This window comes from Anaeromyxobacter terrae (assembly GCF_022690685.1).
In the GTDB taxonomy this organism is placed as follows: Bacteria; Myxococcota; Myxococcia; order Myxococcales; family Anaeromyxobacteraceae; genus Anaeromyxobacter; species Anaeromyxobacter terrae.
Genome location: NZ_JALCYY010000014.1, coordinates 1 through 13,363, shown reverse-complemented (window position 1 = coordinate 13,363; position 13,363 = coordinate 1). Strand labels below are relative to the sequence as shown.

Here is a 13,363-nt window from a genome sequence, read left to right as displayed (position 1 = left end):
CGCGTGTGCCGTTCGTGATCCGCTCGGCCTCCCATTCCCAGCGGGCGAGCGGGCCTCAACGCCCGCGGGGGGTGTCGGCGCAGCGCCTCAGTGGAGCGGCGGGGCGCCAGGGCCCTCCCCGTATGCCGCCGCGGCCGCCTCCGCCGGCGCGCCGCGCTCGAGCGCAGCGCGATCCCAGCCCCCGAGCTCGGCGCCCGCCTCGTAGGCGGTCTCGAGGAACTCGCGGAGCCGCGCGTCCGGATCGGCGTCGGCGCAGACCGCCGCGTAGGGAAGGAGGAACTCGTGCAGCGCCTGATCGTAGCGGGCCTCGCGCGGGCGGATCGGCGCGTCGGCGAAGCCCGGCGGCTCGGGCGCGGCGTACGCGTAGAACGCCGCGTCCTCGAACCCCCCGCCGCCCGGCCAGAAGCCGAACGACATCACCTCGTGCGAGTAGGCCTCCCGCGTGATCCGGTCCGCGCCCGGCCGCTCCGGCGCTCGCCGGCCGGAGAAGAACGTGAGCGCGAGATCGAAGCTCCCCCAGAAGAAGTGCACGGGGCTCGCCTTGCCGAGGAAGCGCGCCCGGAAGTCGCAGAGGACCCGGGTCGTCGCGAGGAGCACGCGCCAGAAGCGCTGCGCCCACTCCGGATCGTACGATGCGTGGACGTGATCCTTCTCGAAGGGGATGGGATCGGGCACCTCCACCGGCGTCGTGCGGACGGGCACGTCGATGGCGAGGTCGTGGAGCATCCCCATGAGCCGCGCGTGGAACCGCGACACCGGCTGCGCCACGAGCGGCATCGCGCCGAAGGTGCCGTCGCTCGTCGTGACCTCGAGCTGGTGGTCGAGGAGATCGAGGGAGATCTCGAAGCCGGTCGCGCCGTGGAACATGAGCGAGGTCGTCAGCCCGTGCGCCGTCGGATAGAGCGGCACGTTCCACCAGTGGTTCACGAGCGGCGTCGACGCCAGGCGCACCTTGCCGATGACCTGCGTCCACATGTGCAGCGTCGCGCGCGTGTCGCTCCAGCGCGAAAGCGGCAGCTCCGGCCACGCGATCCGATCTCGCATGCTCCCCTCCCCACGCCCGCGGCGCGTCGTACCCCTGAAGCTGCGCAGCGCAACAGGGCATTCGCCAGCGCCAGGTGGAGCGGCCGAAGCCAGCGATCGAGCGAGCCACGAGCGGCAGGAGTCGAGGAGGCGAGTGGTCTACCGCTCCACCGCTCGCCAGCCTCAGCTGACCCGCGAGCCACTTCGTCCATTGGAACGGCCGTGCCCGCAGGGAGGGGCCCCGGCGCGAAGCGACGGGGAGGGGCGCAGCCCCTCCCGGCGGGGAGCCTGCGTGCCCCCGCGTCAGCGGGAGCGCGCAGGCTCACGGGACCCGCCGAGCGGGGGTGGGGCCCCGGCGACGGCGGTCAGCCGTCGACGGGGCGGGGGACGCAGTCCCCCGTCACTAACTCGGATTCGGCACGTCGATATGCACCTCGACCCGCCGGTTCTTCGCCCGCCCTTCCTTCGTGGCGTTGTCGGCGATGGGCTTCGACTCGCCGTAGCCGGCCACCGTGATCTGCTCCTCGCGAACGCCGCGGGACACGAGCACCGTGCGGACCGAGTCGGCGCGCTTGCGCGAGAGCGCCTCGTTCGTCGCGTTCGAGCCGGACGAATCGGTGTGGCCGTCGATCTGGATCCGGTCGTCGGAGTACTTCGCCAGGATGTCGCCCACCTGCGTGATCTGGGCGACGGCCTCGGCCTTCAGGTCGGCGCTGCCCGTGTCGAACAGGATGTCGTTCTTCATGTTCACGAGGATCCCGTTCTCGGTGCGCTTCGCCTCGGCGACCTTCTCGAGCTCCTTGTGCTGCTTGTCGAGGTAGAGCCCGACCGAGCCGCCGGCGAGCGCGCCGACGCCCGCGCCGATGAGGGCGCCCTTCTTGCCGCCCGCGAGCGCGCCGACGCCCGCGCCGAGGAGCGCGCCCGCGCCGCCGCCGATGGCCGTGCGCTTTCCGGCGGTGCCGCAGCCGATGAGGGTGACGAGGGTCGCAAGCGCGACGACCCGGGTGGACCGAACGTGCATTTCCGTTTCTCCTGTTCTCCCGTGCGACCGAGCCAGCGCTCGGGACGAGCGCAGCCCCCCGGCCGCACGCACGAGGCGCGGCATTGTACCCGGTCGCCTCCCGGGAGGTAACGGCGAGGGGGGCTGTGGCTAGCCGCCCAGGCCGGCGGGCAGGGCGGCAGGCGTCTCGGCAGTGACCTCGACGCGGCCCGGCGCGAGGCTCGCCGCGGCGAGGAGGACGAGCGCGATCCAGATCAGGTCGGCGAGGAGGAGGTGCACGAGCTGCAGCCAGACGGGCGCCGCCAGGGCGACGTTCACGACGCCCGCGAGGAGCTCGACCGCCACCAGCCCGACGAGCCCGAGCGCGGCGCGGCGGACGCGCGCGTCGGGGCGCAGCCGGAGGGCGAGCCGCGCCACGAGGAGCAGCACCCCGGCGGTGGCGATCGCCGCGAACGGGTGGAGCACGCGAAGGCGCAGGAGCACGTGCGCCTCGGTGGAGAGCTCCTGGCGCAGCCCCTCGACGAAGCTCGTCGCCGGGAAGAGCGTGTCGCCGAGCGCGGCCACCGCGCCGGTCACGCCGGCGAGGAGCACCGACGCGAACCCGAGCCATAGCCCGCCCGCGATCGCGCCCCGCCCCGCGAAGCGCATCCCGCCGGGCTGCGCGCTCCAGTCGGCGGTCAGCGCGAGCGCGCCGAGCAGCAGGAAGGTGTTCGCGAGGTGGACCCCCATCACCCAGCCGCGGGCGAACGAGGTGTCCTTCGCCACCCAGCCGAAGAGGACCAGCCCCGCGCCGACGAGCGCCTCGAGGATCATGAGCCCGAGCGACGCCCACGCCGCCTTCCGGACCGGGTGACCCGCGGGAAACGCGCGGACGGCGGCGACCACCAGCGCGACGACGAGGAGGAGCGCCACGCCGCTCATCGCGCGGTGGGTGAACTCGATCACGGTCTCGACGGCGGGCGCGCGCGGCACCACCTGGCCGTTGCACATGGGCCAGTGCTTGCCGCAGCCCGCGCCCGACCCGGTCGCGCGCACGAAGGCGCCCCAGGCGACGACGAGCAGGTTGTAGGTGAGGACCGCCCAGGCGAACCGGGTGAACGAGCGCATGCGGGAGAGAAAACACCGGCCCTGGCGCGGATCAACGGCATGGCACCGCAGCCCCCACCGGGGGGCGGGAGGCGCTCCGGTCAGTTGCGGACGACGAGGGCGAGCCCGGCGCCGCCGGGGACGGCGAGCGGCACGATCGCCGCCCGCGGGGCGCGGACCGCGCGGCCCGCGTCGTCGAGGGGCGACGCACGGTGCCGGACCACCCACCGCCCGACGTAGAACCCCATCGCCGAGCCCCACAGCGAGTCCGACAGGAAGTGGCGGTGATCGATGACGTGGAACGCGACCAGCGTGCCGGCGGCGCCGTAGCCGAGCGCCTGCACCCAGCCCCGAGGCTGGAAGTACGAGAGACCCGCGGTGGTGAGGCTGAAGATCGTGGCGGCGTGGCCGGACGGGGTGCCCGCCGGGTAGACGCGCAGCGCGTTCGCCGGACCCTTGATGTCGCCGCTCTGGTCACCGTCCCAGGGCCCGTCGCGCCCGAGCGCGAACTTGAAGGTGAGGTGGTAGATCTGCGAGACGGCGAGCGCCTCGCCCATGAGCGAGCAGCCCTGCGCGACCCGTTCGTTGCCGTTCGCGACCGCCCACGCCCAGGTCCCGAGGCCGCCCGCCGCGATCCCGCTCCAGAGGAGCGGCTGCATCCAGTCGGTCCAGACGGTGGGCAGGCGCGGATCGAGCTCGCGGTGGATCCAGCGATCGAGCTGCGCGTCGCGCGGGTTGGCGAGCGGGAACATCAGCACGCCGACCGCGCCCGACCACAGGGCGAGCTCCGCCCACTCGCCCGCGCTCCAGCGCGGCGCGTTCGCGGGGATGGCGACGACGTCGTGCAGCACCCGCTTCAGGACGGGCATCTCGGCCCAGCGGAAGCGCGGGCCGAGGTACACCCCCTCGTCCTCCCCGGCGCGGGAGCCCGCGGGCGCCGCCGCGGCGACCGCGACGGCGAGGACGAGCGCGAGGCGGCGCACGACGGCGGCCTCGCGAGACGCGGTGATCACTGGCAGGTCGGAGTGCCGGTCGTGCACGCGGGCGGCGCGGGGAGGCACGCGTCGAACTCCGCGCCGGCGCAGGGGACGGCGGTGAACGGGCCGCGCAGGAAGCCCCCCTGCCCGTCGGCGAAGGTGAGGTCGAGCTCGCCGCTCACCGCCGAGGCGGAGAGGGCGTCGATGCGGATCGTGCCCGTCGCGGCCGGCGGGTTCGCGTCCGGGACGCAGCTCGCGTCGGTCCGGTCGCCCTGGAACACCGCGGCGCGGATGGGATCGAGGGGGTTCGTGGGCACCGCCTGCGTGATGTCGGCGTAGACGGTGTACGAGCCGGTCGTGAGCGGCTGCGCCGCTCCGCCGAGCCTGGCGGTCGCGACGAGCCCCCACACGAACGGGAAGCTCTTCTTGCCGGCGCACGCGTCCGTGGCGAGCGCGCACACGCCGCTCTGCGCGCCGAAGCCGAGGATCAGGGCGCTGTTCCCGAACGCGACGGTCGTCCCGGAGAAGGTGAAGCTGCAGGAGTCGCTCGACCTCGGCCCGGAGAAGACCATCTCGGACGGATCGAACGTCTGGCCGTAGAGCTTCCCGGTCAGCGCCGGGCTCTTCTTGTCGCTGCCGCCGCCGCAGGCGGCGAGGGCGAGCGCGACGGAGAGTGCGAGGAGCTTCTTCATGGTGACCTCGTGCGAGTCGGGAGCACGAGCGCACCACCGCCCGAACCTTCCGTCAACGAGCCGATTCGAGGTCTCCCGCTCGGGGTGCGGCGCCGCGTGGGAGCGGCACCGGCCCGCCGCGGCGCTATGCGTTCACCCGGAGGCCGACCATGCGCTTCCCTCATGCAGTCGCGTTGCTCGCGTCCGCCGCGCTCGCCGGCTGCCCCGACAACGTGAAGACCCCGTTCGACCCCAAGGACGGCTACCAGCCGATCGAGCCCTCCACCGCCGCGTTCCCTCCGCCGGAAGGGGACGACCGGCACCCCGAGGCGATCCAGATCGTGGCCGGCTGGCGCGAGGGTCGCCTCGCCTTCGCGCACGGCGCGGCGTACCTGCACGCGTCGCTGCCGCAGGTGCTCGAGGCGCTGCGCGACCCGCGCGTGAGTCGCATCCACGGGACGGACAGCTGGTACGCGACACCGAACGTCGAGCCGGACTACCCCATCTCCTTCTCGATCCGCTACGCCGCCGGCCCCGCCATCTACAAGGGGCGCTGGACGATCGTGTACCGCGGCGGGCCGCTCCTCGGCACGATGGAGGCGCCCGAGCAGATCGGGTTCCGCTACCAGAAGGTCGACGGGATCGAGGACATCCGCGTGCAGTCGGGCTCGCTCGTCGCCTACGACGCCGGCGACGGCGTCACCGCGCTCGAGGTGGTCTGCCACCTCGACACCTCCAGCCGCGCCGACCAGGGACCCGACAACGTGTACGGGACGGTGAACGACTGGTGGGTGGACCTCCGCGCCAAGGTGCGCGGTGAGCCGGTGCCCTGACGTCGCGCCGGCGCGTCAGTCCAGCGTGTCGATGAGGGCGATGAGGTCGTCGATGTCGATCGGCTTCACCAGGTGCGCGCGGAAGCCGGCCTCGGAGGCGCGGCGCCGGTCCTCGGCGCCGCCGTAGCCGGTGAGCGCGACGAGCCGAGTCGCAGGCGCGATCTCGCGCAGGCGCTGCGCCACCTCGTACCCGTCGATCTCGGGGAGCCCGATGTCGACGAGCGCGATCTCCGGGGGCGCCGCGCGGGCGAGCTCGAGGGCGGCGCGCCCGCCATCGGCCTCGCGCACCCCGTGGCCGCGGCGGCGGAGGAGCTCGCCGAGCGTCTCGCGGATGTCGGCGATGTCCTCGACGATGAGGATGTCGCGCGGCGCCGTGGGCTCGGCGGCGGGGGGCGCGGGCGACGTCGGACGAGCCGGCGTTGGGACCGCGGTGTCGGCGGCGAGCGCGGGGAGCCGCACCGTGAAGGTCGAGCCTCGCGCCGGGCCGGGGCTCTCCACGCCCACCCTGCCGCCGTGCATCTCGACGAGGCTCTTCACGAGCGAGAGTCCGATGCCGAGGCCGCCGCGGGAGCGGTCCATGCCCTGCTCGGCCTGCACGAACGGCTCGAAGATGCCGGTCGCGAGCTCGGGCGCGATGCCGATGCCGTCGTCCTGGACGGAGAGGACGGCCTCGTCCCCCGCCCGCGCGAGGGCGACGCGCAGGTGCCCGCCGGGATCGGTGTACTTCGCGGCGTTCGCGACGAGGTTCTCGACCACCTGCGCGAGGCGCACCGTGTCCCCCTCCACGAGGAGCGGCCCGTCCGGCAGGGACACCCCGAGGGCGTGGCGCCGCGACATGACGAGCTCCTGCATCGTCTGCACGGCGTCCCGCACCACCTGGACGAGATCGACGACGTCCTTGCGCAGGCGGACCTTCCCGCTCCGGATGCGAGACACGTCGAGCAGATCGTCGACGAGCCGCGCCATGTGCCGCACCTGCCGCCCCGCCGCCTGGAGCGCGCGCTCCCGGACGCGCGCGTCGGCGCCGTACTCCTGGAGGAGACGCACCGCGTTCGAGACGGGCGCGAGCGGGTTGCGGAGCTCGTGCGCGAGCATGGCGAGGAACTGGTCCTTGCGATGGTCGGCCTCGCGCAGCTCCGCGTTGCGGCCCTGCAGCTCGGCGATGAGTCGATCGCGATCGAGCGCCATCGCGATGGCGTAGCCGACGAGCTCGAGCGTGGCGGGATCGTCCGGATCGCACGCGTCCCGCTCGGCGGAGCCGAAGGCGAGCGTGGCGATCACCTTCCCGCCCGCGAGGCACGGCCGCGCCACACAGCAGGCTGCGCCGAGCGCGGCTGCGACGGGCGGCAGCGGCTCTCCCCGCCCCGACACCCACGGCGCGAGGCCGCCGAGGATCGCCTCGGCAGAGTCGAGCGACGCCACGCGCTCCGCCGCGTCGTCTTGCGCGCCGCCCGCGGCGACGAGCGACAGCCGGCCGTCCGGGCCGGCGACGTGCACCGCCCAGCGCTCGAGGCCGAGCTGCGTGGCGACGCGCTCGCAGATCGCCGGGAGCCGCTCGCGCACGTTCTCGGTCGAGAGCAGGTCGCTCCGGACGCCGGAGAGGATCTTGAGGCGCTCGTTCGCCTTGTGGAGCGTCTCCACGAGCCGCCGATCCCGCTCCATCTCGCGCCGGAGCGCCTCCTCCTCCCAGCGGCGCCGCGCCTCGGCCACGTTCCGGGCGAGCTCGCGCTCGTGCGCGGCGCGGAGAAGCTCCGAGTTGCGGCGCAACACCTCGTTCTTCCGGTGCGCCTCGATGAAGAACGCGACCTTCGCGCGGAGCGCCTGCTCCGGCACGGGCGTGGTGAGGAAGTCGACCGCGCCGAGGGCGTAGCCGCGCTCGAGCAGCCGCACGTCGGAGCTCGCGGTGAGGAAGATGATGGGCGTGTGGCGGGTGCGCTCGCGCGCGCGCACGAGCTTCGCCATCTCGAGCCCCGACATCCCGGGGAGATTGACGTCGAGGAGGATGAGCGCGACCTCGCGGGTGAGGAGGATGCGCAGCGCCTCCTCGGCGGTGGAGGCCTCCACGATTCGCGCGCCGGAGCGGGAGAGGAGCGCGCGCGTCACCTCGAGGTTCCGCGGGTCGTCGTCGACGGCGAGGACGTCGATGGGCTGCGGCTCGCCGATCGCGACCGGGCGCTCGGGGTCGGGGCGCGGCCGCTCCTCGCGCGTGGTGTTGCGCTCGGGGCTCGCGCGCGCCGAGGCCTCGGAGCGCTCGTCGAACGGGTGTTCCGCGGGCGAAGGGGGCGAGTTCTCCATCTCCGACCTGGATATGCGCGAGGCGCCGGCGCCGCGCGTGCTGCGGAGGGGCACCACGCGAGGGATCCCTCAGATAGACCGCTGGAGCTTCGCGCGAACAGGGCCCCTGCTGGGGAGACGGCCGGGCTGGCGGGGAGGAGGAGCGGGGCGCCGACGACGCCGCCGCCGAGGTCGCCCGGCCATGAACGAAGAAAGACCCGGGACCGAGGTCCCGGGTCTCCCCCTCCGCGCCGCAGCCTGCCGGCGGGTCGACGTCCGACGAGGCTAGAAGTTCAGCGTCGCCGTGACCGAGTCGGCGTAGTCGGCCGCGACCTCCGCCGTCGGCTGGCCGGCGGGGATCTCGGCGTAGATCGTGAGCGTCGCGGGGCTCATGTTGGCCGCGGTCTTCGTGACGTAGGTCGTCTCGTTCCACGGCGTCGCGGGCGAGGCCGTGTCCGAGTAGAGGTCGTAGCTGAGCACGGCGCTCGTCGTGGGGCTCTTGAGCTGCCGCTGCGATCCCGCCGCGTTCGAGCCGAGCCCGAGCTTCAGGTCGTAGGTCGTACCCTTCGTGCACTGCAGCGTGACGCTGCCGGTCGCGGTCTTCGCAGCCGACGCATGGGTGACCACCGGGTCGTACGCGCCGAAGGCGATGTCCGAGCTGCTCGTGATCTTGCAGCTCTGCGGAACCTGCGCGCTCACGTTGATGGTCGCGGTGGCGGTCCCGGCGCGGGCGGCCGTGGACGAGAGGACGGCGGCGAGCGCGAGCGAGAGGCGGAGGGCGGTGCGGTTCATATGATTCCTTGGCGAGGGTTCGGCGCCGGATCCTGCACGCGCGCCGGATGATCGCCAGCTTAGCGCCGCGCGGATCGCGAGGAAGCCCACGCGGACGTGACGCGGAAACGTGCGCCACCGGCGGCCGAGGTGAGTGAACGGGCGCCGCGCCCGCACGCGATATCGTGAGCGTGGAGCGTGAGGCCGCCTCGCCGACGCGACTGCGCGTGTCCCGACGGGCAGCGCGGGCGACGCTCAGAACTCGACCGTCACGACGACCGTGTCGGCGTACGCGCCCGCGGGCACGTCCTGGCCGGCGAAGGCGCGGGCGAAGATGGACACCTGCTTCCCCTTCCTGCTGTCGAACGGTCCCGTGGACGTCCCGCCCGTCCCGTCGCCCCACACCCGCGTGCGCTGCGCGTCGAGGTAGAGGTTGTACCCGAGCGCAGCTCCGCCCGGCCCGCGCAGCGCGCGCGGCGAGAAGGTGCCCGCCTGGCCCGTCCCGATCGTCACCGTGGCGACCTGGCCGATCGGGCAGTCCAGCGTGAGCGTTCCGACGGAGTCGAGCGGCACGGGCGAGAAGGGATCGTAGGCGCCGAACGCGATGGCGCTCCCCGCGCTCACGGTACAGGTGGGCCCGGAGGCCGGGGGCTGGATCGCGACGGCCGTGTGCGCGCCGGACGCCGCGCACATCGCCGCCACGGCGAGCGCCGCGTGACGCGCGGCGGTGAGACGCTGTGAGAGCGGCCGTTTCATTGCTGGTGCGAGATTGCGCGTATTAGACTCCGGCGCCACCGACCTCGCCAGTCCACGTCCCAATGCGACCGCTCCTCCGCGCCGCCCGCGCCCTCCTCGTCCTCGCCGCGCTCGCGCCCACGGCCGCCCGTGCCGGCGATCTCGACGTCTCGCCCGTGAACGTGGAGCTGTCAGGCGGCGCCCGCACCGCGCTCATGTCGCTCAGGAACGGCGGCGGCGCGCCGGCGCGCTACCAGATCCGCGCGTACCGGTGGGCGCAGAAGCCGGACGGCGCGATGGACCTCTCCCCCACGCGCGAGCTCGCCGTCTTCCCGCCGCTCCTCGAGCTCGCCGCGGGCGAGGCGCGCTCCCTGCGCATCGGGACCGACGTCGCTCCGGCGGCGGCCGAGCGCACCTGGCGCATCTTCATCGAGGAGCTGCCCCGCGCCGAGAGCGCAGAGGACGCCGCGCACGTGCGGGTGCTGACGCGCATCGGCGTGCCCGTCTTCCTCGCCCCGACCGCCCGCGTCGAGCGCGGCGAGCTCGCCTTCCTCGGCCGGGACGGGTCGCGCGTCCGCTTCGCGCTGCGCAACCCGGGTACGGTCCGCCTGCGACCGAGGTCGGTCAGCCTCGCGCTCGTCGCGGCCGACGGCGCGCGGCTGTTCGAGAGGTCGCTCGAGGCCTGGTACGTGCTCGCCGGCGGCGAGCGGGTGTACGAGGTCGAGGTCCCGGCGGAGGCGTGCGCGCGGGCCGCCACCGTCGTCGCTTCGGCCGCGCTGGAGCGCGGCGCGATCGAAGCGCGCGCCCCGGGCGCGTGCCGTGACCCGTAGCCGCCTCGCCCGCGTCCTCGCGTTCGTCGCCGCCGCGTCCGCCGCGGCGGCGGTGGCGGCGATCTCGACTTCGACGGTGGCCCCGACCCCGACCGCGACCCCGACCGCGACCCCGACCGCGACCCCGACCCCGACCGCGACCGCGACCGCGACCCCGACCGCGACCCCGACCGCGACCCCGACCGCGACCCCGACCGCGACCTCGACCGCGACCTCGACCCAGATCGCGACCGCGACCCCCACCCCCAGCTCCCCCCTCCCCCCCACCGCCCTCGCCCTCTCGGCCACGGAGCAGCTCGACGCGGCCCCGCCCCCGCACCCCGCCGCGGCCGAGCAGGACCTGTCCGCCGCCGAGGGCGATCTCCGGCCGGCCTTCCTCCAGCTCTTCGTGAACGGCGTGCCGGCCGACACCGCCCTCGTCCTCGTGGCGCCGCAGGACATCTGGATCGCGCCCGCCGATCTCTCTCGCGCGGGCCTCGCCGGGTTCGGGGGCGCCCGCCGCGAGCTCGACGGCCGCGCGGTCGTGTCGCTCCGCTCGCTCGCGCCCGGCGTGCGCTTCGACCTCGACGAGCGCGCGCTCGCGATCCGGCTCGAGGTCGCCCAGCCGCTCCTCGGTCGCGGCGCGCTCGACCTGCGCGCCTCGAGCCGCCCCGCCGGGCTCGAGACGGGAGACGCGCCGAGCGCGTTCCTCAACTACGCGGGGCGCGCCACCACGGAGGAGGACGTGTCGGGCTTCCTCGAGGCGGGCGTGTCGCGCGGCCCGGCGCTCCTCGCCGGGTCGGTCTCGGCCACGCGGGCGGCGGGCGCGGTGCGCGGGCTCACGACGCTCACCGTGGATCGCCCGGAGCGGCTCCTGCGCCTGACGGCGGGCGACGCGCTCGTCCCGCCCGACGCGCTCTCCGGCGCGCCGCTCCTCGGCGGCGTCGGCCTCGCGCGGGACGTGTCGCTCGACCCCTACCTCGCGCGCACGCCACTCCCGGGCGCCACCGCCTTCGCCGCCACGCCCTCCACCGTCGACGTCTACGTGAACGGCGCGCTCGCGCGCACGCTCACGGTCGCCCCGGGCACCTACGACCTCTCCAACCTGCCGGTCACCGCGGGCGCGAACGACGTCCGGATCGTGGTGCGCGACGCGTTCGGGCGCACGCAGGCGATCGAGGCGGCGCACTACCAGGCGCAGGGGCTGCTCGCCCGCGGCCTCGACGAGCCCGGGCTGTGGCTCGGCGCGGTGCGGGAGCGCTTCGGCACGGCGAGCTTCGCCTACGGCGATCCCGTCCTCGTCGCGCGGCAGCGGCGCGGCCTCACGGACTGGCTCACCGGCGGCGGCCGGCTGGAGCTCGGGCCCCGGGTGCAGCAGGCCGGCGCCTCCGCCGCGCTCGGCCTCGGCTCGAGCGAGCTCGAGCTCGCCGGAGCCGCGAGCGCCGACGACCGCACCCCCGGCGCCGCCGCGTTCGTCGCCTGGCGCCACGCCGCGCGCCGCTTCGCGCTCGGCGCGGACGCCTCGCTCCTCTCGAGCCGGTACGCGAACTCCACGCTCGCCGCGAGCGCCGATCGCGCGCTGTGGCGCGCGAGCGCCCACGTCGCGGCGCCCCTCGGCGGCCGCGCGAGCGTGCAGCTCCAGTGGGTGGGCGCGGAGCAGCGCGACGCGGGCGCGAGCCAGCGGCTCGAGGCGCGCACCTCCCTGCGCATCCGCGCCGGCGCCTGGCTCCTCGCGTCCGCCTCGCTCACGAAGGATCGCGCCGCGGAGCCGGCCGCGGCGTTCTTCGCGCAGCTCGTCCTCTCCGCGCCGGGCGGCGGGACGTTCGACGCGGGCGTCCGCTCCGAGCGCGCGGGCACGAGCGCGAGCAGCGGGCTCCAGCGGTCGGTCCCGGTCGGCCCGGGCGTCGGCTACCGGCTCCGCGCCGACTCCGGCGCCGGCGGCTCCGTGAGCGGCCTCTTGCAGGCGCAGCCCGAGTTCGGGCGCTACGAGCTCGGCTACGACCGCGCGGACGGGTCCGACGTCGGCTCGGCCTCGGCGTCGGGTGCGCTCGTGCTCCTCGGAGGCCGGCTCTTCGCCACGCGCCCGGTCGAGCAGGGCTTCGCCCTCGTGCGCGTCCCGGGGGTCGCCGGCGTCCGCGCCTACCTCGACCGCCGCCCGGTCGGGCGCACCGACGCGCACGGCGACCTGCTCGTCCCGGGGCTCTTGCCCTACTACGGCAACCGGCTCGGGATCGAGGACGCGGACGTGCCGCAGAGCTACCGCGTCGGCCTCACGGAGCATGTCGTCGCCGCGCGGCCTCGCGGGGCGGCGCTCGTGCGCTTCGACGTCGCGCGGCTCCGCGCGGTCGAGGGCTGGCTCCGGATCGCGCGGCGCGACCGCGCCGACGTCCCGGCGTACGGGACGTTCGAGGTGGACGTGCCCGGCGGCACGCGCCGCTCGCCGGTCGGCGCCGACGGCGCCTTCTGGCTCGAGGACGTCCCCGCCGGCGCGCACGCTGCGCGGATCTACTGGAAGGGCGAGCTGTGCGAGCTGCCGCTCGAGATCCCGCAGAGTGGCACGGGCGTGCTCGAGCTCGGCACCCTCACCTGCGGGGCGCGCGAGCCGCTGCTCTGAGGGTGAGGCGCTACCGCAGGCCCGCGACGAGGATCACGAGCGTCACCGCGGACGAGCCGACGATGGCCCAGCCGAGCGGGCGCAGGCGCTTCGGCGAGAACCGCGCGAGGCAGATCACGATCGAGAGGAGCGCGGTCGGGAGCGTCGCCCAGGCGAGCGCCGCGGGGAGGCCGGCGGCGGAGAGCAGCACCGCGACGCCGGCGAGCGCGGCGGCGAGCGCGGCGTGGAGCCTGCCGGGATCGTCCGCGCCCTTCGAGCGAGCGCGGGCGAGGATGACGCGCACGCCGAGGGTCGCCGCCGCGAAGGCCAGGATCCACGCGAGCGCGGCCGCGAGCGCGTCCTCCGCGGGCGCGTGGCCCGCGAGGGCGACGGCCCACCCGGCCGAGGAGAGCGCGGCGGCCACGACGATCTCGCCGAACGTCGTCTTCTCGAGCCGCCGCCAGACGAGGAGCGCCACGAGGGCGGCGAGCGCCGCGGGGAGCGCGAGGGCCGCCCGCGCCGCGGCGGGCGCGAGCGCGATGCCGACCGCGCCGGTGACGGCGGCGAGGCCGCCCGTGGCGGCGAGCCAGC

At 75.2% G+C, this 13,363-nt stretch carries 12 protein-coding genes; 3 read left to right on the top strand and 9 right to left on the bottom strand.

Translation table 11 applies throughout. The features are described from left to right. Positions 1-87: 87 nt before the first annotated feature. The 5 genes from MNY62_RS08305 to MNY62_RS08285 form a co-directional block, all read right to left on the bottom strand. Positions 88-1,044 (bottom strand): DUF5996 family protein, encoded by a 957-nt coding sequence (locus MNY62_RS08305; RefSeq protein WP_242343684.1) that lies wholly within the window; start codon positions 1,042-1,044, stop codon positions 88-90. A 382-nt stretch (positions 1,045-1,426) separates the two neighbouring features. Beyond that, positions 1,427-2,044, bottom strand: a complete 618-nt coding sequence (locus MNY62_RS08300; protein WP_242343683.1) for an OmpA family protein — start codon at positions 2,042-2,044, stop codon at positions 1,427-1,429. Between the two features lie 129 nt (positions 2,045-2,173). Then, entirely contained in the window at positions 2,174-3,130 is a 957-nt protein-coding gene (locus MNY62_RS08295) for a COX15/CtaA family protein (protein WP_242343682.1), read from the bottom strand. Positions 3,131-3,210: 80 nt separating this feature from the next. Further along, positions 3,211-4,092, bottom strand: coding sequence for a phosphatase PAP2 family protein (locus tag MNY62_RS08290; RefSeq protein WP_242343681.1), 882 nt, complete (start codon positions 4,090-4,092; stop codon positions 3,211-3,213). Positions 4,093-4,118: 26 nt separating this feature from the next. Then, on the bottom strand, positions 4,119-4,778 hold the full coding sequence (locus MNY62_RS08285; protein WP_242343680.1) for a hypothetical protein: 660 nt from the start codon (positions 4,776-4,778) through the stop codon (positions 4,119-4,121). Positions 4,779-4,927: 149 nt separating this feature from the next. Here MNY62_RS08285 and MNY62_RS08280 point away from each other — a divergent pair, with 149 nt between their 5' ends. After that, positions 4,928-5,590 (top strand): hypothetical protein, encoded by a 663-nt coding sequence (locus MNY62_RS08280; protein WP_242343679.1) that lies wholly within the window; start codon positions 4,928-4,930, stop codon positions 5,588-5,590. 15 nt (positions 5,591-5,605) lie between these two features. On the opposite strand, the gene MNY62_RS08275 is transcribed toward MNY62_RS08280, so the two are convergent. The 3 genes from MNY62_RS08275 to MNY62_RS08265 form a co-directional block, all read right to left on the bottom strand. Further along, positions 5,606-7,885: a response regulator gene (locus tag MNY62_RS08275; protein WP_242343678.1), complete on the bottom strand. Its 2,280-nt coding sequence runs from the start codon at positions 7,883-7,885 to the stop codon at positions 5,606-5,608. Between the two features lie 264 nt (positions 7,886-8,149). Continuing rightward, positions 8,150-8,656: a Csu type fimbrial protein gene (locus MNY62_RS08270; RefSeq protein WP_242343677.1), complete on the bottom strand. Its 507-nt coding sequence runs from the start codon at positions 8,654-8,656 to the stop codon at positions 8,150-8,152. A 234-nt stretch (positions 8,657-8,890) separates the two neighbouring features. Further along, complete coding sequence (locus MNY62_RS08265; protein WP_242343676.1) at positions 8,891-9,391, bottom strand: Csu type fimbrial protein; 501 nt, start codon at positions 9,389-9,391, stop codon at positions 8,891-8,893. Positions 9,392-9,453: 62 nt separating this feature from the next. Between MNY62_RS08265 and MNY62_RS08260 the strand changes: the two genes are divergently transcribed. After that, complete coding sequence (locus tag MNY62_RS08260; protein ID WP_242343675.1) at positions 9,454-10,200, top strand: fimbrial biogenesis chaperone; 747 nt, start codon at positions 9,454-9,456, stop codon at positions 10,198-10,200. Further along, on the top strand, positions 10,190-12,793 hold the full coding sequence (locus MNY62_RS08255; protein ID WP_242343674.1) for a fimbria/pilus outer membrane usher protein: 2,604 nt from the start codon (positions 10,190-10,192) through the stop codon (positions 12,791-12,793). Before MNY62_RS08260 ends, MNY62_RS08255 begins: the two co-directional genes overlap by 11 nt. A gap of 10 nt (positions 12,794-12,803) precedes the next feature. On the opposite strand, the gene MNY62_RS08250 is transcribed toward MNY62_RS08255, so the two are convergent. After that, on the bottom strand, positions 12,804-13,363 hold a 560-nt coding region (locus MNY62_RS08250), incomplete at its 5' end, for a hypothetical protein (RefSeq protein ID WP_242343673.1).

Excerpts from the sequence above, each read along its gene's own strand:
- MNY62_RS08305 (WP_242343684.1), bottom strand. The coding sequence starts at position 1,044 with ATGCGAGATCGGATCGCGTGGCCGGAGCTGCCGCTTTCGCGCTGGAGC.
- MNY62_RS08300 (WP_242343683.1), bottom strand. The coding sequence starts at position 2,044 with ATGCACGTTCGGTCCACCCGGGTCGTCGCGCTTGCGACCCTCGTCACC.
- MNY62_RS08295 (WP_242343682.1), bottom strand. The coding sequence starts at position 3,130 with ATGCGCTCGTTCACCCGGTTCGCCTGGGCGGTCCTCACCTACAACCTG.
- MNY62_RS08285 (WP_242343680.1), bottom strand. The coding sequence starts at position 4,778 with ATGAAGAAGCTCCTCGCACTCTCCGTCGCGCTCGCCCTCGCCGCCTGC.
- MNY62_RS08280 (WP_242343679.1), top strand. The coding sequence starts at position 4,928 with ATGCGCTTCCCTCATGCAGTCGCGTTGCTCGCGTCCGCCGCGCTCGCC.
- MNY62_RS08275 (WP_242343678.1), bottom strand. The coding sequence starts at position 7,885 with ATGGAGAACTCGCCCCCTTCGCCCGCGGAACACCCGTTCGACGAGCGC.
- MNY62_RS08270 (WP_242343677.1), bottom strand. The coding sequence starts at position 8,656 with ATGAACCGCACCGCCCTCCGCCTCTCGCTCGCGCTCGCCGCCGTCCTC.
- MNY62_RS08265 (WP_242343676.1), bottom strand. The coding sequence starts at position 9,391 with ATGAAACGGCCGCTCTCACAGCGTCTCACCGCCGCGCGTCACGCGGCG.
- MNY62_RS08260 (WP_242343675.1), top strand. The coding sequence starts at position 9,454 with ATGCGACCGCTCCTCCGCGCCGCCCGCGCCCTCCTCGTCCTCGCCGCG.